Below are 19086 nucleotides of genomic sequence, written 5' to 3'. Positions count from 1 at the left end.
CGGTAGGGCTTAGCGCATATTTTGCCGTCATAGCATCAAAGAACTTGCAGAATTCGTCTGCCATACAAAATATTTCAGTAACTTTTGCTTCGGTGAGCATAGCGATTTTTTGTTTGTAATTATTTACGCCAGTTCGGGATAAGAAAGTGCCCTAAAAAGTTGGTAATCTCACTATTATTTTATAGCTTTATAGTTGAAAATCAACAACCTACAAAACATATATAGCGATGATTACCACAGACAAAGTTACAGAAATCTTTTGTATATTGGATGAGTTCTGCAAGAATTTAGATGCCGAGTTAACTAAAAACCTACACATCGCCCCCATAGACGAGGGGTATAAGCGCATGCGAAACCGCAAAGGGCAGATGTCCAAGAGCGAAATAATGACCATCCTGCTGTGCTACCATTTTGGCTCTTTCCGCAACTTCAAGCACTATTACCTCTTCTTCATCAAGGAGCATCTGGCAAGCTACTTCCCTAAGGCCGTGTCCTATACGCGTTTCGTGGAACTCATGCCCCGCGTGTTCTTCGACCTGATGGCCTTCATGCGCATCCAAGGTTTTGGAAAGTGCACGGGCATTAGTTTCGTGGACAGTACGATGATTCCCGTATGCCACAACATGAGGAGGAAATTCAACAAGGTGTTTGATGGACTTGCCAAGAACGGAAAGGGAACGATGGGGTGGTGTCATGGCTTCAAGCTTCATCTGCTGTGCAACGAGATGGGCGATGTACTCACGTTCTGCCTAACTCCCGCAAACGTGGACGACAGGGACCCTAGGGTGTGGAGAGTCTTCACCAAGGTGCTCTACGGTAAAGTGTTTGCCGATAAGGGCTACATCAAGCAAGAATTCTTTGAGAACCTCTTCAACCAAGGCATCCACCTCGTTCATGGGCTCAAATCAAACATGAAAAACAAGCTTATGCCCTTGTGGGACAAGATGATGCTGCGCAAGCGATATATAATAGAATGCATCAACGAACTGCTCAAGAACAAGGCCAACCTTGTCCATTCACGCCATCGCTCCGTACATAACTTCCTCATGAATCTCTGTGCGGCATTGGCTGCATACTATTTCTTCAAGAATAAGCCTGAGGCACTGCCAGTGCGCATTGAAAAGAGTAGGCAATTGGAACTTTTCTAAGCAAATCCTTATCCCGAGCTGGCGTAAACCTTTCGCAGGTTTGGCAAAGCGTGCACGCCCACGATGTGTGGCGATAACGCCCATCACATCTGCGGCAAAACGCTGCACAAACCATACCTATCTGCCACTCACCATCCACCAGTGGGGACGAACACGACCAACGCCATCAGGTGGACAATCTAGCCTTAAACTTACAAAATAGAGTAAAAATCAGTGGCAAACAATTACCCTTTGGTGCTGTGGTCAGCAATAAAATGTGTATTTTTGCAATAGCTTAAACGTTTAATATGCCAACAGATATGCAGTTTGTTTCTACGAAAGAGTTTGCCGAGGCACATGGCGTGGCCGAACGTACAGTGCGCAGCTATTGCGCACAGGGCAAGATTTTGGGCGCACAACGCATTGGAAGAAAGTGGTGCGTACCCACCAATGCTACCCTACCCACACGCAGAAACGCCAACAAAAGCATTTCGCCGCTGCTCGAAACGCTTAGGCGAGAGAAGGACTGTGGCATGAAAGGCGGCATCTACCACCATACGCAGATAGCCTTAACCTACAATTCTAACCACATCGAGGGTAGCTGCCTTACCGAGGAACAGACGCGATACATCTTCGAAACCAACACGATTGGCCTTACAGACAAGGCCATCAAGGTGGACGACATTGTGGAAACCACCAACCACTTTCGCTGTGTCGACTTCATTATATCACACGCCAAGGCTGCCTTAACAGAACGAATGATTAAGCATTTGCACGCCTTATTGAAGAGTTCCACATCAGATTCGGCCAAATCGTGGTTTGCCACAGGCAACTATAAGCGGCTGCCTAACGAGGTGGGTGGCATCGAAACAACTGCTCCACAAAAGGTTGGCGAGGCCATGCGCACGTTATTAAAGGAGTATCGAGCAATAAAAGAGGTTTCGCTAACACACATTCTCGACTTTCATCATCGGTTTGAAACCATCCATCCTTTCCAAGACGGCAACGGGCGCATTGGTAGGCTTATCATGTTTAAGGAATGTCTTAACCATCATATTGTGCCTTTCATCATCACCGACGAGTTGAAAATGTTTTATTATCGCGGTCTTCGCAACTGGCCAAGCATAAAAGAATATCCCCTCGACACCTGCTTAACGGCACAAGATAGCTATAAGGCGCGGCTTGATTATTTCCAAATAAAGTACTAAGTGGCCAAAGGTTGTGCATCTTTTCGCACCCGCTAACGGCAGATTATACCATTTTTTCGCTTTGCTTTCGTCGCCATTCGATATTTTTTCATTAACTTTGTTGGTAGAACAATAAAGGATATAGCTATGACACAAGAAGAAAAATTGAAGATAGAAGAACGGATTATTGATGTGCTAAAAACGGTTTACGACCCCGAAATTCCGGTTAACATATACGACTTAGGATTGATTTACAAGGTTGACTTGCAAGAAGACGGCACGCTAGACCTTGATATGACCTTCACTGCACCAGCCTGTCCGGCGGCCGATTTCATTCTCGAAGACGTGCGCACAAAGGTGGAAAGCATCGAAGGTGTTACCTCTGCGAACATCGAATTGGTGTTCGAACCCGCTTGGGACCAAAGCATGATGAGCTACGAGGCCCGCGTGGAACTGGGATTTGAATAAGCAAAGGCCACTAAAAACCCTTGGTTATGAAGAATGTTTATTTTCTTTCGGACGCGCATCTCGGCTCGTTGGCCATCGAACATGGCCGCATGCACGAGCGGAGAATTGTGCGTTTCTTGGACAGCATCAAGCACAAAGCCGAGGCGATTTATTTGCTTGGCGACCTCTTCGACTTTTGGAACGAGTACAAGATGGTGGTGCCCAAGGGCTATACGCGTTTCTTAGGCAAGCTATCCGAACTGACGGACATGGGCGTTGAGGTGCATTTCTTCGTGGGAAACCACGATCTTTGGACATACGGCTACCTGGAAGAGGAGTGCGGACTGATTGTACATAAGAAACCTCTTACAACGGAGATATACGGAAAGGTGTTCTACTTGGCGCACGGCGATGGGTTGGGCGACCCCAACAACTCGTTTAAGTTGTTGCGAAAGGTGTTTCACAACCGCTTTTGCCAAGTGCTTTTCAACGCCTTGCATCCCCGTTGGGGCATGGCTCTCGGGCTTAATTGGGCCAAGCATAGCCGAATGAAACGCGCCGAGGGCAAAGAACCGCCTTACATGGGCGAAGATAAGGAGTATCTTGTGCTGTACACCAAGGCTTATATGAAGGACCATAACAACATCGACTTCTTTCTCTATGGGCATCGCCACATAGAACTCGACCTGATGCTATCGAAGAAAACGCGCATGATGATACTCGGCGATTGGATTTGGCAATTCACATACGCCGTGTTCGACGGCGAACATATGTTTATGGAGCAGTATGTGGAAGGCGAATCGCAGCCGTAAATTGGGGAAGAAATTCCAGGCGTGGCTTGTCGGACTTGTCAGACCTGTCGGACTTGTCGGACTTGTCGGACCTGTCTGACCAGCCAGGCCAGTTGGACCAGTCCAGCTAATAACTAACCCTTTTACACAAGCCTTCCTTCCTCGTGATAGCTGTAATAACGGCCATCGGTAACGATGATGTGGTCTAGAAAGTGGATGCGCATGGTTTCGCAAGCCTTCTTTACGGTTTGTGTAAGTCGGTCGTCGGCCGTGCTAGGCGATGTGTTGTTGCTGGGATGATTATGACAAAGCGCCAGTATGGTGGTGTTGTTAAGCAGGGCCTCGCGCATAATAACACGCACATCGACAGCCGTTTCGCTGATGCCGCCATGCGAAATACGAAAAGCTTTAATCAATTTGTAGTTCTGATTCATCAGCAAAGCCCACGCCTCTTCCACGTCGAGGTCTTGCATTCGGGCGTGCATAAAGTTGTAGATAGCCGTTGCCGAACCAAGGTCTTGCCGCTCTTCGGCCTGCTCTTGCTGACGTCGCTTGCCCAATTCGCATGCCGCCATGATGGTAACGGCCTTGGCCTCGCCAATCCCACGATAGTTCATCAGCTCGTTAAACGAAAGTCGGCCAAGGCGTTTAAGGCTGTTACCGCAATCGTTGAGCATGCGTTTCATCAAATCAACAGCCGATTCGTTCACCGAACCCGACCCAATAAGGATGGCCAAGAGTTCGGAATTGGTTAGGTTTTCGGCACCAATGCGCGCCATTTTCTCTCGCGGACGGTCTTCTTCCGCCAAATCAATGATTTTCATGATTAAGACTTTTAAAGGTGAAAAGGTGAAAGGGTGAAAAGGTGAAAAAATGGCTAACGCCCATCAACTTGTCAACTCGTTAACTTGTTAACTTGTAAACTAGCAAGGGTGAAAAAATAGCTAACGCCCATTAACTTGGATGCTTGGTTGTTCTAGGCAATCTAGTTATCCTAGAGTTTCTGGGCAATCTAGTTATTCTAGGCAATCTAGTTGTTCTAAGTAATCCAGGCCACCTAGTTGTATTTATGGTATCTAGGCAATCTTGCTTAACTGCTCATCCTCGCTTACTACTTTACTCCCTTTACAACTTACTACTTACTTATAAAACGTTTTTTCAAAGGCACTGAACTCGTCTTTTCCTTTAACACAGCGTCGCCACCATGCTTGCAAGAACCCAAACCCATAGCCCAGCAGCTGAGTAAAGGCTGCCGCCACGCTAAGCAAGGCGATATGTAGGCTGCCAAACATGGTAAGCGCATGCACGAAAAGGGCCAACGAGTAAACCAATAGGGGCGAAACACCGGCTATAACGAGCCATTGGCCCAACACCACACAGCCTAACAGCCATGCAACAACGCCAGTCAAGGCCACGCCAGCAAGCAAAATAACCCCTAAGGTGAACACCATAGGCAGCAGATGCACCAGTTTTAGCGATTCGGGATACTTCTTATAGAGGTTAATTCGAGCGATGCCGCTGTTGTAAACCTGACGGAAGAACTTGCGAAAATCCGTACGCCGCTTGTGCCACACCCACGCATCGGGAAACAAACGACAACGAAGTTGCGCCTTAAAGATACGTATCGAGAAGTCGATGTCTTCGCCAAAGCGCATCTTCGAGAACCCTCCCAACTGCGAATACGCACTGCGCCGCACGCCCATGTTGAACGATCGCGGGTAAAACTTGTCCATCTTCTTCTTTCCGCCGCGTATTCCACCCGTCGTTAAGAAAGCGGTCATCGAGTAAGAAATGGCTTTTTGCTTGGGTGTAAACGAGGGATGGGCTGCATCGGGACCGCCAAAAGCATCGGCATCGTCGGCGTTCAGCTCGTCTTCCACGGCTTGCAGGTAGCCAGACGGCACCACCACGTCGCTGTCTAGTATCAACACATAGTCGCCTTTGGCCCTTTCAACGCCGTAGTTGCGGCTCTGTCCAGGGCCAGAGTTCTCCTTATAATAATAATGTAGGTTGAGCAAGCCGCGGTATTTCTCGCATACATCGTGGCAAGGAACGGCCGACCCGTCTTCAACCACAATCACTTCAAAGTCGGTTATGGATTGTCGAGTAAGGCTTTCCAGCAGTTCGTCCACCTCGTCTGGGCGGTTATAAACGGGTACGATAAACGAGTATTTCATTTGGCGGCATGTTTTAGGCGTGGTGCGAAGTAGGTTTGTGGCTTTCGTAGCAGTGTGGCAAAAAAGGCCAAACCCACCTCCAACGCCATGTTGGAGGTGAGCATCGGGGTCTTATTGTCTTATTCTTTCACTCTTTGCAGGTACGACCCGTCGCGCGTGTCAACCTGAATCAGTTCGCCTTCGTTGATAAAGAGGGGCACGCGTACCACCACACCCGTTTCCAAAGTGGCGGGCTTTGTGGCGTTGGTAGCCGTGTCGCCCTTGATGCCAGGCTCGCTGTGCGTGATGCGCAACACCGTTTTCACGGGCATTTCAGCAAACAACACAGTTCCATCTGTGGTATCGGTAACAACTTCCACCACGTCGTTCTCTTTCATAAACTCAACACCCGTGATAGCATCTTTGGCAATGGGAGCTTGTTCGAAGGTCTCTTGGTTCATGAAGATATATTCTTCGCCATCCTTATATAAAAATTGATAGGGACGACGTTCGATGCGAACGTCTTCCAACTTAAAGCCAACTTGGAACGTACGATCGAGCACACGACCCGTGGTAACGTTCTTCAACTTAGTACGCATCACGGTGTTTCCCTTGCCGGGTTTTACATGTTGAAAGTCGATACAAGTGAAAATTTGGTTGTCAAGACGGATACATGTGCCGATCTTGATTTCTTGCGAATTAATCATTTCAGTTCGTTTATATTATTATAATAATGTGCAAAGTTAGCCATTTCGTTGAATATTTCATCCGTTTAAGGTATAATTTAACGGATGATAAGTGCTAAAAATCACCCACTAAGTACGCCCCACCATCTTAAAAACACCTATTTTATGAGATAAAAAATGTAAAATGCGGTGAAAAACCATTTTCTTAATGTATTTTTGCGTAATAAATTGACAACAAATACACATACTTAAAACAATGAAAAGAATACTGACTACCGTCTTAACAACGGCCGCTATGCTCACTGCCAACGCTGCCAACCCCGCAGAAGGCGTGTTGAAAGTGAAGGGTACGCTGAAAAACTTCGGCGACTCGCTAATCCTTTTTGTCGCCGAACCAGGGCATAACCCCAGCCCTCGCGACACTTTCGTGATGAAAAACGGTGCGTTCGACTTTACCGTTAAACTCGCAAAGGTATCCGATTTGACCGTGGCAACGCCCGAAGCCGTTAGGGGACAATCGCGCCAATACCTCACTTTTGTGGGCGTTCCGGGAGAAACACTTGTGCTAAACGGCGATGCAGACGGCAAATATACTTACGAGGGCTCTAAGTTCTACAAGGAGTTTGCCGAGATGAAAAACGCTCTTGACAACTCCAACTCGGAGTTGGAGGCGCTCATTAAGTCGCTTAACGAACGCATGGAGAAGGGCGAAAAGCAAGAAGACCTGATGAAAGAGTATCAGGAAAAGGCACCTGCCCTGCAAGCTAAGGCGGGTTTGGCCTACAAAGATTTCATCAAAGCGCACCCCGATTACGAGGCAAACGCCATCATCGTAGCCAGTCTGGCTAAACTGGAAGAAATGGAAGAGGCTGCCAGCATGATGTCGCCTGCTGTTAGGGAAGGCCGAATGAAAGACTTCTACATGGCCAGCATCAACAGGGTGAAGAAACAAAAAGAAGAAGAGGACAAAGCCGCTAGGGTGCAAGCCGCAGGCGTTGTTGCTCCCGACTTCACGCTGAACAACCTCAATGGCAAGCCTTTCAAAATGTCGAGCCTTAAAGGTAAGTACGTTGTTCTCGACTTCTGGGGCTCGTGGTGCGGCTATTGCATCAAGGGTTTCCCAAAGATGAAAGAGTATTACCAGAAGTACAAAGGCAAGTTCGAGATACTGGGCATCGACTGCAATGACACACCCGAAAAGTGGAAAGCTGCCGTTAAAAAGCACGAGCTGCCCTGGCTGAACGTGTACAATCCACGCGAAAGCAAGCTGTTGGGCGACTATGCCATCCAAGGATTTCCCACAAAAATCCTCGTAGGACCCGATGGTAAGATCGTTAAGACCATCGTTGGCGAAGACCCCGCCTTCTATACGATGCTCGACGAGCTGTTCGGCAAGGCCAAATAAGCACTCAACCCCAACGAAAATATATCGCAAACGCGGCAAGGAGGGCTGCATTGCGCACCCGTTGAATGTAACATCGTGCGCCCCATCCCGCACCGCAAACCGCAGATCCACGTGTTTTCAAGCCTTCGCCCAATGCGTCGGAGGTTTGGAAACACGTTTGGCAAGTTCGGCAAATCGCCCCCAACGGCATCCACGCCACGGGCATACACCTTGCCCAACACGCCGCAAACAAGCATAAACCCTTAACAAATGTCGTTCTCAATCACAGTTAAACAGAAACTTTTCGACCTCTCAACGCCACGTGTAATGGGCATTCTCAATGCCACACCCGACTCGTTTTACGCTGGCAGCCGCGCACGAACTGAGAAACAAATAGCCCTACGAACCAACCAAATTATCGAGCAAGGCGGTACGATGATAGACGTGGGGGCATTCTCAACCCGACCAGGAGCAGAGCAAGTGAGCCAAGAAGAAGAAATGAAACGCTTGCGCAAAACACTCGCCGTGGTATGCAAAGAACAGCCAGAGGCCATTATCTCGGTAGACACCTTCCGCCCCGACGTGGCACAAATGTGCGTAGAAGAATTTGGAGTAGACATCATTAACGATGTTTCCGACGGCGGACTAACGGGAGTTGCCAACGTTCCGTTGGAACCAGAACCAGGCGAACTGCCGCAGATTTTCCACACCGTGGCCCGCTTGGGCGTGCCTTACATACTGATGTCTGTGCAACCCACGCTGCGCGATGTGCTGCTTGGGTTTGCCCGAAAGGTGTCGCAACTGCGTACTTTGGGCGTTAAAGACATCATTTTAGACCCTGGTTTCGGTTTCGGAAAAACGGTAGAAGACAATTACCTGCTGCTTAACGAAATGGAGAAGATGCAAGTACTCGACCTTCCCACGTTGGTGGGCGTGTCGAGAAAGTCGATGATATACAAAACTGTGGGCGGCAATGCCGACACTGCCCTTAACGGAACCACCGTGCTACACACCATCGCCCTGATGAAAGGGGCCAACATCCTGCGCGTGCACGATGTGAAAGAGGCCGTAGAAGTGATTGCACTCTACAGCCGAACGATGTCGGCAACAACACCATAAACCCATCCATCACCTGCCCGAACGCGCTCATTGGCGGCCATCGGACTTACATAAACCAACCAATATGTTCTTCAACTTCGGAATAAAAGACATCATCGACATCGTGCTAGTGGCACTGATGCTCTATTATCTCTACCGACTGATGAAAGAGTCGCGCTCGCTCAACATCTTCATCGGCATCATGTTCTTTGTGCTGATATGGTTGTTGGTGAGCCAAGTGTTCGAGATGCGCCTGCTTGGCGGCATTCTCGACAAACTTGTCAGCGTGGGTGTGATAGCCCTCATCATCCTCTTTCAAGAAGACATACGCAAGTTTCTCTATTCCCTAGGGGCCCATCAGCGCGTGCGCGGCGTGATGAAATACTTCTATAAGAACGACAACAACCCCAAAGAAGATAAGGAAACCATCATCCCCATCGTCATGGCCTGCATGTCGATGGCGCGCGGAAAGGTAGGCGCACTAATCGTCATCGAACGCGGCGAACCGCTAGACGACATCGTTGATACGGGCGACCTTATCGATGCCCGCATCAACCAACGCCTCATCGAGAACATCTTCTTCAAGAATTCTCCACTTCACGATGGCGCAATGGTTATCTCCAAAAAGCGCATTAAGGCCGCGGGTTGCATCCTGCCCGTATCGCACAACCAAGACATTCCCCGCTCATTGGGCCTTCGTCACCGTGCTGCAATGGGCATCAGTCAGAGTAGCGACGCAATGGCCGTCATCGTTTCCGAAGAAACGGGCAACATATCCGTAGCCATTGGCGGCAAGTTCCGCCTGCGCCTTTCGGCAGAAGAACTCGAAAGCATATTGACGGAAGAGGCGTTTAGGTAAGGGAAACAGCCTTACCCCCTACCCCTCTCCAAGCAGAGATGGGAGTAGAAGGCGAGAAAGATTATCAGAAACTCAAGGTCACGGTAATGGCGGGCAGCTTTGGAAACAAGAAACAGCACTATGCCGTTGAGCGCATCAAGGCACGCAACATGTTCTGCGAAACATTGCTACTATTCTACGGAATCCATACGGCAAATGCCGCCTTCCTTGCCGCAGGGCAGATGGCCAAGGGCATGAAGAAGGCAGCTTGATAAAAAACAAGGTGGTTTTATACCGACCCATAGGCAGGTATGAAAGGAACAGGTGTGTCCAAACGGCTCGTCATTTGGGATTTATGCGCACAAAACACATCAAGAACTCTTCCAAAACATTTTTCAAGGAATAAGGATGTGGCATTTGTCAACCTCCAAGATTCCTAAGAGAGAATTAACTGAATTGCCCTAAAGTAAATCTGGTATAAGACATTTCCTTATAGTTGCGGGTGCGAATTTGGGAGGATTTTTCTTCAAAGAGAAATGCAAAAGCATAGTAAATGGCCAAAAACGGAGGGGACGGGCGCCCGAAAATTACTCAAAAATCATCGCTTGGGCGCATTTTATATAGCTTTTAGCGGGTTTTCCTTTCTAGAATGGTTCGGCCGAAGAACGCGATTTTAAAACATAATTACCAATTTAACAAATCACCAAAAGGCTTTTCCCGAGATAGGAGCACGGGTTCTGTATTGGCACAAACGATAGGGTTGAGCATGATGGGCGCAATGATGTGAACGATGTTAACCCCAATCGGCCATTGTCGGCTGTACGGATTTTGTGTATTGTCGGGCATGTTGTCTGTCTTATGGTCAAACAGAATTGGGTTTGGAAAGTCGTAGCTGCATTGTGAGCGAACAACGCCCTCCTTTTACTCAGCGTAAAGGTTAATGGATGCCAGACTACGCACGCTTTGCATTCAACTAACAAATATTTTCCAAAAGCAATTCTGTTTGACTATATTATTGAGGGCCTAGCGGGCTATGTCAGGAGGATACAGGCATGACGCCGACAAGCAAACGAAAGATGAACGACAAATGATGGAAACAACCTAAAATGTTTGATAAGCTACCTAATGGCCTGTTGGGGTTTAAGTTGTTGTCGCAAAAGTTCAGCATGCGGCTAAGTTTCCATTCATTTTGTCACAAGTTGTATAATGTTCGTTTCGCGCTGCATAAACATTCTACCAAAAATCGAGCATAATGGAATAAAGGGAACAAGTTGAGTGGCTAGGGGCTTGATGCTGAAAACGTTGTTGAAGTGTTAAAAAATTGCGCCCGAACAAAAAATATGTTCTAAAAGTTGGCGACATGTAAAATATTATGCGTAACTTAGCACTCGACAAACGAAAGGGGTCTTTGCCACTGAAAAGCTCAACATACCGTGAACGACATTTAGTTGTGCAAACAAGACTTCCATTCAGCTAAACTAAAATCTTAAATTCTACGCACAATGACGTTTACACAGATTCTCTCTTGCATCATTGCCCCTGTGCTAATGCCTCTATTTACACGCCGTGAACATTGGAAAGTGAAAGTGTATTTTTGTGTGCTTTGCGCACTTTGCACGCCTTTGGCTGGCATACCGCTTTTTCTTTTCTTGCGTAAGTTCTGACATTCATCCTCGTTTAGAATGAAACATCAACTTGCCGTGCATCAGCTTTGGCCACGGCAAGTGTAGAATGTTGCGCATGATTATCGTGGGTGCGACATGGTTTGTTTTTTGAAGATATGTGCCATGTCGTTGAAAGGTTTACGCCTTGTATGCGGTTGCAGGGTGTAAGAGGAATGTGCGGAGTGCTTTTCGTTTAACGGCAGGTTCTGGTAAAGGCACGTTTCTTAGGCATGTTCTAAAACACCCCACAAGGTTCTTCAATCGCAGTCCGTTGGTGTAGCACCTCACTGTCTTTCTGCTTTTATCTGGCATCTTTCGCTTGCTGTTTCAGTCGCATAGTCCACCACGCCCCTTCACGAAGTAAGCAAAATCCGTTCAGCTCAAAGCTAAAAATTATGGTAAAGCTAATTTTGTGTCCCCTGCCTTTAAGTGTTTCTTCGTGTATGGCTTTTCGGTGCCTGTTGGTTTATATCTGGCATCTTTGGCTTGCTGTTTAGTTGGCATTGCACGCAATGTACCTTCAAGAGGTAAGCAAAATCTATTTAGGTAAAGTCCCAAAAACGGCCAAAGCAAATTTTAGAACGAGCCTTAAAACCAACAAACTCATCCACTTAAATGCTTAAATCCTCATTATCATTTGGCTGTTTAAAAAGAAATAAGTAATTTTGCACCTCAAAAGCGAGATTATAACAATAAATTAAGATAAAGCAATGAAAAGAACATTTCAGCCCCACAACCGCAGAAGGGTGAATAAGCACGGCTTCCGTGAGAGGATGTCAACGAAGAATGGTCGTCGCGTTTTGGCTGCTCGCCGTGCGCGCGGTCGTAAGAAACTCACCGTTTCTGACGAACATCACGGCAAATAAGTCGCGGCCACGGCCTCGCTTAACGACATTGCAAGGCAGCGATGAAACAAATTGTTTCGTCGCTGCCTTGTTCGTTTGGGGAATTTGAGGAAACAGCCTCACCCCCAGTCCCCAACCAGCCTCACCCCCAGTCTCCCTCGGCCTCACCCCCAGCCCCAATCGGCCTCACCCCCAGCCCCTCTCCAAGGGGAGAGGGGAGTGGTATGCCTTGTGTATTACGTTGTGTTATAGTCAAACAGAGTTGGATTAGGAGAGCCACAGATACACTGTAAGCAAACCAAAGTGTTCCTTTTCCCCTGCGTAAGGGTTTATTGATGCCATGCTACGCACGTCTTGCATTCTTCTAACAACAATTTTCAAAAGCAATTCTGTTTGACTATAATGGATTAACCTTTAAATAGAGGAAACGGTTCTTTCCGCCGTTTCTCCTTTGCCAGTGGGGAATATAATAAGTTTATGAGTTTACCTGTTGACGGAGTTAATTTAGCGTGTACTTCATTAGCTACGCCAACGAGCTCATTATTCTAATCCTCTACACTTCGGCAATTTTACTGTCAACTCCAATTACATTAAGAGTCAAGACAACTTCATTAAGGCTTACGTTTAGTTCGTATCCAATCCAAAAAACCATTCCAAGAAAGAATTAAAGCTTTTCCACTGTGGTTGAAGTTTTCCATTTTGAAAATCAATCAATTTTTGTCCGAGTTCAAGTTCCAAAACTTCTCCTGTCTCTCGGTTGTAAAAAAAGCCACCCTCTGTTTCAAAGCTATCTAATGGAATGTATTCTTTTGGAAGAACTAAGTAGGATTGCAGAGATTCTATTCTTCGAGTATATGTCGAGTATATCAAATACCAACAAATATTTTCAATACTACCAGCTCTTCCTTTAAAGCTTATTTCCGCTGTATGCAGACAGAAATAGGCCAAGTCCGATTCAAGATCAATCCCCAACTCCAATAGAGCCTTTGTGTAGTCTTCCTCTTCCTTCTCTAGATAGAAATTATTTCGTTTTAGATAATTGATAATGGTTTTACTTAACATGCTAATGAACTTTTATTTAAAGTCGTCTTGGCTTTTAACTGTATCTATAACATTGAGAAGGCTTTATTGACGTTGTGATGCACAAACGAATCAAGATAAACGCTCCTCTTATGTGCGAAGTATTGGACAAAATTACAATTAAATTTGAAACTCTACACCATTTTTCAGTGGTAAAAAGTTGTCGTGTTTCGAAAAATAACCTGTGGAGGTTGTTCAGTGTATTCTCTGCAAGTTGAATTCACCACATTACCCACTAGAAGATTTATTTCAAGAGGTTTGTTTTTAAGGCACACCTTATTCTACTTTTATGTATATATCCAGTTTTTCCATCTTTTGTTTGCACTTTCCACCATTGCCCATCATTATTCAAAACTGTTAGCATTTCGTTGGTTGCAACTCGTTTTATGACTTTTGATGTAGAACTTGCTCTTTCACGGAGATTAGCATACCCGTCGGGGTCGTCAACGAAGTAAGCGTCATTGGGATCGATAGCATTCTCCATTACCAATACTGCTGCTACCAGCTCTTTCAATTGGCTGTTTCCATAATAATTGTTTTTTTTGAGGCGATGGGCTAAATGTTTGTCCTTAGACATGAAGTTGCTTAGATGTTGATATGCTTTTTCATCTTTTATTCCCCCGATGTTGTCTTTGTTCTTTGTGTCATACTCAATCAAACATGCCATCAAGTACGCCAAACACGCATCCTTTACTTGTTGTGCGTATTTTAGTTTTGTGAAAAGCTCAAAATAGGCATAAACCAAGTCGTCAAACGGAGTCATTGTTTCGTTCGTCCTGTTAGACGTACGGAATATTTCGGCAATGAGATTACGGCGAAATCCTCTTTTCTTGTTATTATAGAATAATATGCTTTCTGCACAATCCCTATAAAATGAATGATTGGGCACGTTTTTTGCAAAATCAATACTTTTGGTCATAAGCATTTTGTTGCGTTCATAATCGATGTTAAAAACGATGTCAATTGCATAATCGGGATTATTTAAGAAGAAAGAAAGCGTTGCTGCATTATCGTTGAACAACAGCTTGTTATAAGCTAGAAACTTTTCGCCTATACCGTTTTCTCGTGTAAAGAGAACCCTTTTGGCATCTTCTTCCGTTGGGTCTTCTTCCTTTTCGGGTTGGTAAAAAAGTCCTTCTGCCTCAGTGAAGATAAACCTTCCCACTTCGTTAATCGTATATTCTATGCACAGTCCTATATTTACGGTATGGTCTTGTGCCTTTTTATGAAGAGAAATGCCCCAATACTCCATACACCTATCCTGAAACTCTTGATACGTAGGAGCTTTATATCCATTTTCTTTGCCATATTCTTCCAATATAGCTGTTTGTATTAACGCTTGCTCGTCCATTAGTTTCCTATTTACATAGGCAGTGTCTTTTTTATTTCGTCCGTGGCAGAAGAATGCGAATAGGCTAAACAAGGCCATCAAAGCATACTTACTTATCATCAGTTTGTGGTTTGAAACCAGTGGGTTGCATAATCTTCTAAGCATAAATCTCTATGAAGTTGTCTTTGTTTTTAATGTTACAAACTATGAGGGGGTATTATCTTTGTGATGCGCAAACGAATCAAGATAAACGTTCCTCTCGTGTACGAAGTATTGGACAAAATTACAATATAATTTGAAATTCATCGTCCTAAGACTTTATTTTTCGATAATTTTACCTTCGCTCCTATTTATAATCGAAAGTAAAAAGATTTGGAAGATATTAAGGAAAAACGTATCTTTGCATCATGACATTAAACTTATCCATAGAAGAATTCAAAACCCTTCGTAGGCTTCAGCACAGTAGGGAATTTCGGCCCTATTGGATTCAGATTACCTGCATACTGATGCTGGCGCATGGTCACGATGTGGAAACAATCTCCAACGACCTTGGAATAAGCCCATTCTGCGTGTACAACTATGCAGAGGCCTATAGGACGGGTGGCATTTCCAAACTGACCGACAACCGCTAAGTTGACGGTGCGCATTAAATTTAACTAGATGGTAAGGATTCTGACTATCATTTTGGCTGCCTCATGGTCGATGGCCATCGTGGCGCAAGAGAAGGTGACCGGGCATGTGTACGACCCGTCACACAAGGCAATCGTAGGAGCTACTGTTGTGATGCTCAGCAGTCCCGATTCAACTTATATCTGTGGCGAGGTGAGCGATGCCCAAGGGCGTTTCGTGATGCCGCGACCGCAGGGCGAGTGGATGATTGCGGTGTCGTGTCTGGGCTATGAAACCGCCATCGTCAGGCCGAACGCTGGCGACTCGTTGAGCATCGTGCTCAGCGAGGCACAGCATCAGTTGGACGAGGTGAGGGTACAGGCTTCGCGCCCTGTGTCGCAGCTTATCCGCGACGGCTTTCGCTATGTCGTTCGCGGCACGGCTCTCGCACGCGCAGGAAACCTTGAGGACGTGTTAGCCGCAATGCCGCTCATGAGAAAAACGGAAAGCGGATACGATGTGATGGGCAGAGGGCAGGCCGTGTTCTTTGTAGACGGCCACCGCATATACAACTTGTCGGAGCTCGACCATCTCTCGTCTGATGCCATCAAGAGCTTGGAGGTGGTCACAAATCCTGGCCCTGAATACGATGCCGCTATCAAGGCTGTGGTGCGGGTAACAACCTATACCAGCGTTGCCCAGGGGCTGAGCGTTGATGCTCGCTCTACATGGTACCAAAACCGCAACACCAGCGCGATAGAGCAGATGAACTTGCGCTATAGTGCGCGGCGGTGGACGGTGTACGACAACTTTGAATACCGGTTGGACAACTATTTGAAATGGAAAGACCTCACCCAAACGGTCCATGTAGACACGCTGTGGAACGAAATCAGCAATGAGCAGGAACATCGTAAGCACAACCGTGTGGAGAACACGGTGGGCATTGACTACCAAATTGCCGAGCAGTCGTATGTTGGAGGGCGATACCTGTTGACCCTCGACACGCGTAACCGCATGGATTTGAGTTCTACCAACCGTATCTCTGCAGACGGACAGCCGTACGACCTACTGCGCACTGATGGGCAGGAGCGTGGTCACAGCAACCCGAGCCACCTATTCAACGTCTATTATTCTGGAGCCGTCGGTAAATTCAAAATCAATACCGACCTCGACTACCTCCACAGCACGACCGAAACAGACAATGCTTATGACGAGACAAGCCAAACCGGCCGTAGCCGTGCGTTCTCGGCTGTCAGCCATATCAACAACAGACTGCTGTCGCTGCGTGTCTCAGTCGGACATAAACTGTGGCGTGGTGATGCAACAGTGGGCGCGGAGTATGTCCGTACTCGGCGCAACGACGACTACACCAGCACCCTTGGCGAGATGCCCACATCGCAGAGCTTGTTGAGGGAAACGCAGCGTGCGGCTTTTGCCGACTACTCTGTGCTGACCAGCGTAGGCCTCTTCGGTCTCGGTATTCGCGCGGAGGATTCACGGTTCACCTTCCATCCCGGCAATGGCGAGGCCGATGTGAGCCAGTCTGTCTTCCGGGTCTATCCCAACCTCTCGTGGGGCATCCGTGTCGGACAGTTGCAGGCCCAGTTGCTTTACTCCACCGAAGTCAGCCGCCCCACATATCGTCAATTAAGCAAGAATGTGCTCTACGGTAGTCGTTACACTTGGCAGATGGGCAATCCGCTGCTGCGGCCGGAGTACGTACACGAATTAACGCTGCAAGGCGTGTGGCGGATAGTTCAGTTCCAGTTAAGTTACTCAGACACGCGCAACGCCATCATCAACTGGGGCACGCAGTCGGCAACGCACAGTGCAGTGTCGATAATGTCTTACCGCAACCTGCCGTCGGTTAAGCAGATGCGGCTGGCAGTGGTCGTGTCAAAGGGGTTTGGCGCGTGGACACCCCAACTTACGGCGGTGATGAACAAGCAGTTCCTGCACTTGACAACAGGCACGGGGCGGTACAACTTGAGCAGTCCCATCTGGGTTGTCAAACTGTCCAACAACTTCCAGATAGGCCGCACGCTGTCACTCTTCCTCACTGGCGACTATCAGAGCCAGGGCGACTACCGAAACGTGCATCTCAGCCGCGACATGTGGTCGGTCAACTTCAACGCCGTCAAAACACTGTGCCACGACCGCCTGAGTGTGCAGCTCAAGGTCAATGACATCTTCGACAGCAAGAAGGACCGCAACGACATCTACAACGACCAGATGGTGATGCGTCTGCTAAACCGATACGACTTCAGGGCCGTCTCAATAACCCTGCGATACAAGCTGAACAGTAAGGACTACAAATCCCACAGTCACAGCGATGCCGACCAAGAAGTCAAGCGGTTGTAACTAACTGAACGTTTTCGTTAAGTCAAATGAACAATGTCGGGCTTGCCCGAACATTGTCATGGCGAGAAAACGCACTTTTCGAGGAACGAGAGAAGAACTTTCGGGACTAGCTTGTATTCCTTTGCTTTTCTCGAATGGGGAGGTTAATAAGATGTACCTTGTAAAAAGTTAGGTGAAATGATGAGCTTATGGGTTTGCGAATTGACAAGTTAACGAGTTGGCTAGTTAACAGTTGACAAGTAAGCAAGTTTACAAATCAATGGGTTAACCATTAAATAGATGAAACTGTTATTTTCGCCTTTTCACTCTTTCCCTCTTTCACCTTTGCCAGAGGGTAAAGTAATACGTTTGTGAGTTTATCTGTTGGCGGAGTTAATTTGGCGCGTGCCTAATTAGCTCCGCCAACAAGTTTGTTATTCTACTCTTTTATTCTTCGGTAATTTTACCGTCATCCCTAATCAGTTGTCCTTTAAAAAAAAAGGCTCAGCCAAATTTAGATTGAGATAAATTCTTGGCGAAGTAGGTTTTTAAGGGACGATTAGATAATATGAATTATATTTTAATGAAGTCGTCTTGGCTTTTAATATTTCTATAAATTGAGAGGGGTGCAGGGCTAATCAACTTACTGGCTTATAATTTCGCGATAACCCAACAACTGGCGAATGCACCACCTCATCAACAAAAAAATCACAAAACCTCATCAACTCAAAACTTAAAATGATTATTTATATTTTACAATGTCACTCTAATTTTCACATCGTTCTAGCGAAAATATGGGTTAAAAAGTAGGTAAACAGGCACTATTTCTAGATTTTGTTGCCTTTCATTTTGTCTATTTTTAAGAACAAAGCCTGCATTTTGCACCATTTTACCTTTCTAGATTGGTTGCCAACTCATTATTGTTTACGCCCAATTACCCACTTTTAGCACCTAAAATCCCACTTTTTAACACCTATTTTACCCTTTTCGGCCATGTGTTTCGTGGTTTTAGAAGATTTTGTTTATACCATTGCGGTGGATATTTATGCTTTTCGCCTTGCATTTAGCAGCATTTTGCGCTGCATTTAGCACCAAAACACATTGCATTTAGTACCAAAACACCCTGCATTTTGCATCAAAACGTACTGCATTTAGCACCAAAACGCACTGCATTTAGCACCAAAACGCCCTTCATTTTGCAGCAAAACACCCCAAAACTGGTGCAAATGGCGGTCTTTACTAAATAAATATTCATTTTGCCAACATTCACATACAACCCTTTTCCCATCAAAACAAACCTTCGCGAGAATCGATTTTTTGCGGCAAGGTGGGCCGTTGGTGGACAAAAAGGGCACTCATTATGTTAAAATCTTTACCGAAAAGATTACAGTGGTTGGCCGGCTGGCGAGTGAACAGGCAGGCAAGAGAACAAGCGGATAAGTGGGCAAATTAATCGCACTTTTCGAAGAACGTTTTCGTTAAGCCAAATGAGCAATGCCGAGCT

General features: G+C 46.5%; 16 protein-coding genes and 1 pseudogene. 11 read left to right on the top strand and 6 right to left on the bottom strand.

What is annotated here, in order from left to right:
• A pseudogene (locus HMPREF0670_RS17470) lies at window positions 1-100 on the bottom strand (IS982 family transposase); the annotation flags it as partial.
• A gap of 127 nt (window positions 101-227) precedes the next feature.
• Here HMPREF0670_RS17470 and HMPREF0670_RS13195 point away from each other — a divergent pair.
• From HMPREF0670_RS13195 to HMPREF0670_RS13180, 4 genes are all read left to right on the top strand, one after another.
• Window positions 228-1148: an IS982 family transposase gene (locus HMPREF0670_RS13195; RefSeq protein WP_009231653.1), complete on the top strand. Its 921-nt coding sequence runs from the start codon at window positions 228-230 to the stop codon at window positions 1146-1148.
• 287 nt (window positions 1149-1435) lie between these two features.
• Entirely contained in the window at window positions 1436-2335 is a 900-nt protein-coding gene (locus HMPREF0670_RS13190; protein WP_009231652.1) for a Fic family protein, read from the top strand.
• 126 nt (window positions 2336-2461) lie between these two features.
• Entirely contained in the window at window positions 2462-2782 is a 321-nt protein-coding gene (locus HMPREF0670_RS13185; protein ID WP_009231651.1) for a metal-sulfur cluster assembly factor, read from the top strand.
• A 26-nt stretch (window positions 2783-2808) separates the two neighbouring features.
• Window positions 2809-3573, top strand: coding sequence for a UDP-2,3-diacylglucosamine diphosphatase (locus tag HMPREF0670_RS13180; RefSeq protein WP_009231650.1), 765 nt, complete (start codon window positions 2809-2811; stop codon window positions 3571-3573).
• Between the two features lie 122 nt (window positions 3574-3695).
• On the opposite strand, the gene radC is transcribed toward HMPREF0670_RS13180, so the two are convergent.
• The 3 genes from radC to efp all read right to left on the bottom strand — a co-directional run bounded on the left by radC (window position 3696) and on the right by efp (window position 6415).
• A complete protein-coding gene (radC, locus tag HMPREF0670_RS13175) occupies window positions 3696-4376 on the bottom strand; it encodes a RadC family protein (protein ID WP_009231649.1) in 681 nt (226 codons plus the stop codon).
• Between the two features lie 315 nt (window positions 4377-4691).
• Window positions 4692-5729 (bottom strand): glycosyltransferase, encoded by a 1038-nt coding sequence (locus HMPREF0670_RS13170; RefSeq protein WP_009231648.1) that lies wholly within the window; start codon window positions 5727-5729, stop codon window positions 4692-4694.
• A 119-nt stretch (window positions 5730-5848) separates the two neighbouring features.
• A complete protein-coding gene (gene efp, locus HMPREF0670_RS13165) occupies window positions 5849-6415 on the bottom strand; it encodes an elongation factor P (RefSeq protein WP_009231647.1) in 567 nt (188 codons plus the stop codon).
• A gap of 235 nt (window positions 6416-6650) precedes the next feature.
• Between efp and HMPREF0670_RS13160 the strand changes: the two genes are divergently transcribed.
• The 5 genes from HMPREF0670_RS13160 (at window position 6651) to rpmH (ending at window position 12244) form a co-directional block, all read left to right on the top strand.
• Complete coding sequence (locus tag HMPREF0670_RS13160) at window positions 6651-7799, top strand: TlpA disulfide reductase family protein (protein WP_009231646.1); 1149 nt, start codon at window positions 6651-6653, stop codon at window positions 7797-7799.
• 249 nt (window positions 7800-8048) lie between these two features.
• Complete coding sequence (gene folP / locus HMPREF0670_RS13155) at window positions 8049-8897, top strand: dihydropteroate synthase (protein WP_009231645.1); 849 nt, start codon at window positions 8049-8051, stop codon at window positions 8895-8897.
• Between the two features lie 64 nt (window positions 8898-8961).
• Window positions 8962-9735, top strand: a complete 774-nt coding sequence (gene cdaA / locus HMPREF0670_RS13150) for a diadenylate cyclase CdaA (RefSeq protein WP_009231644.1) — start codon at window positions 8962-8964, stop codon at window positions 9733-9735.
• Between the two features lie 38 nt (window positions 9736-9773).
• Complete coding sequence (locus HMPREF0670_RS13145; RefSeq protein ID WP_009231643.1) at window positions 9774-9986, top strand: hypothetical protein; 213 nt, start codon at window positions 9774-9776, stop codon at window positions 9984-9986.
• 2102 nt (window positions 9987-12088) lie between these two features.
• Window positions 12089-12244, top strand: a complete 156-nt coding sequence (gene rpmH / locus HMPREF0670_RS15905; RefSeq protein ID WP_009228614.1) for a 50S ribosomal protein L34 — start codon at window positions 12089-12091, stop codon at window positions 12242-12244.
• A gap of 603 nt (window positions 12245-12847) precedes the next feature.
• Here the strand turns inward: rpmH and HMPREF0670_RS13140 are convergent.
• Both HMPREF0670_RS13140 and HMPREF0670_RS13135 read right to left on the bottom strand, forming a co-directional pair.
• Window positions 12848-13285 (bottom strand): hypothetical protein, encoded by a 438-nt coding sequence (locus HMPREF0670_RS13140; RefSeq protein WP_009231640.1) that lies wholly within the window; start codon window positions 13283-13285, stop codon window positions 12848-12850.
• A 262-nt stretch (window positions 13286-13547) separates the two neighbouring features.
• On the bottom strand, window positions 13548-14753 hold the full coding sequence (locus HMPREF0670_RS13135; RefSeq protein WP_157579649.1) for an SH3 domain-containing protein: 1206 nt from the start codon (window positions 14751-14753) through the stop codon (window positions 13548-13550).
• 287 nt (window positions 14754-15040) lie between these two features.
• On the opposite strand from HMPREF0670_RS13135, the gene HMPREF0670_RS13130 reads away from it, so the two are divergent.
• Together HMPREF0670_RS13130 and HMPREF0670_RS13125 are read left to right on the top strand one after the other, a co-directional pair.
• Complete coding sequence (locus HMPREF0670_RS13130) at window positions 15041-15265, top strand: helix-turn-helix domain-containing protein (RefSeq protein ID WP_009231638.1); 225 nt, start codon at window positions 15041-15043, stop codon at window positions 15263-15265.
• A 28-nt stretch (window positions 15266-15293) separates the two neighbouring features.
• Entirely contained in the window at window positions 15294-17603 is a 2310-nt protein-coding gene (locus tag HMPREF0670_RS13125; RefSeq protein ID WP_009231637.1) for an outer membrane beta-barrel family protein, read from the top strand.
• Window positions 17604-19086 lie beyond the last annotated feature (1483 nt).

Origin of the sequence: Prevotella sp. oral taxon 317 str. F0108 (assembly GCF_000162415.1) — a bacterium.
Classification (GTDB): domain Bacteria; phylum Bacteroidota; class Bacteroidia; order Bacteroidales; family Bacteroidaceae; genus Prevotella; species Prevotella conceptionensis.
This window is presented reverse-complemented; position numbering and strand designations above follow the sequence as displayed.

Coding starts and splice junctions, on each gene's coding strand:
- HMPREF0670_RS13195 (WP_009231653.1), top strand. CDS start 228: ATGATTACCACAGACAAAGTTACAGAAATCTTTTGTATATTGGATGAG.
- HMPREF0670_RS13190 (WP_009231652.1), top strand. CDS start 1,436: ATGCCAACAGATATGCAGTTTGTTTCTACGAAAGAGTTTGCCGAGGCA.
- HMPREF0670_RS13185 (WP_009231651.1), top strand. CDS start 2,462: ATGACACAAGAAGAAAAATTGAAGATAGAAGAACGGATTATTGATGTG.
- HMPREF0670_RS13180 (WP_009231650.1), top strand. CDS start 2,809: ATGAAGAATGTTTATTTTCTTTCGGACGCGCATCTCGGCTCGTTGGCC.
- radC (WP_009231649.1), bottom strand. CDS start 4,376: ATGAAAATCATTGATTTGGCGGAAGAAGACCGTCCGCGAGAGAAAATG.
- HMPREF0670_RS13170 (WP_009231648.1), bottom strand. CDS start 5,729: ATGAAATACTCGTTTATCGTACCCGTTTATAACCGCCCAGACGAGGTG.
- efp (WP_009231647.1), bottom strand. CDS start 6,415: ATGATTAATTCGCAAGAAATCAAGATCGGCACATGTATCCGTCTTGAC.
- HMPREF0670_RS13160 (WP_009231646.1), top strand. CDS start 6,651: ATGAAAAGAATACTGACTACCGTCTTAACAACGGCCGCTATGCTCACT.
- folP (WP_009231645.1), top strand. CDS start 8,049: ATGTCGTTCTCAATCACAGTTAAACAGAAACTTTTCGACCTCTCAACG.
- cdaA (WP_009231644.1), top strand. CDS start 8,962: ATGTTCTTCAACTTCGGAATAAAAGACATCATCGACATCGTGCTAGTG.
- HMPREF0670_RS13145 (WP_009231643.1), top strand. CDS start 9,774: ATGGGAGTAGAAGGCGAGAAAGATTATCAGAAACTCAAGGTCACGGTA.
- rpmH (WP_009228614.1), top strand. CDS start 12,089: ATGAAAAGAACATTTCAGCCCCACAACCGCAGAAGGGTGAATAAGCAC.
- HMPREF0670_RS13140 (WP_009231640.1), bottom strand. CDS start 13,285: ATGTTAAGTAAAACCATTATCAATTATCTAAAACGAAATAATTTCTAT.
- HMPREF0670_RS13135 (WP_157579649.1), bottom strand. CDS start 14,753: ATGATAAGTAAGTATGCTTTGATGGCCTTGTTTAGCCTATTCGCATTC.
- HMPREF0670_RS13130 (WP_009231638.1), top strand. CDS start 15,041: ATGACATTAAACTTATCCATAGAAGAATTCAAAACCCTTCGTAGGCTT.
- HMPREF0670_RS13125 (WP_009231637.1), top strand. CDS start 15,294: ATGGTAAGGATTCTGACTATCATTTTGGCTGCCTCATGGTCGATGGCC.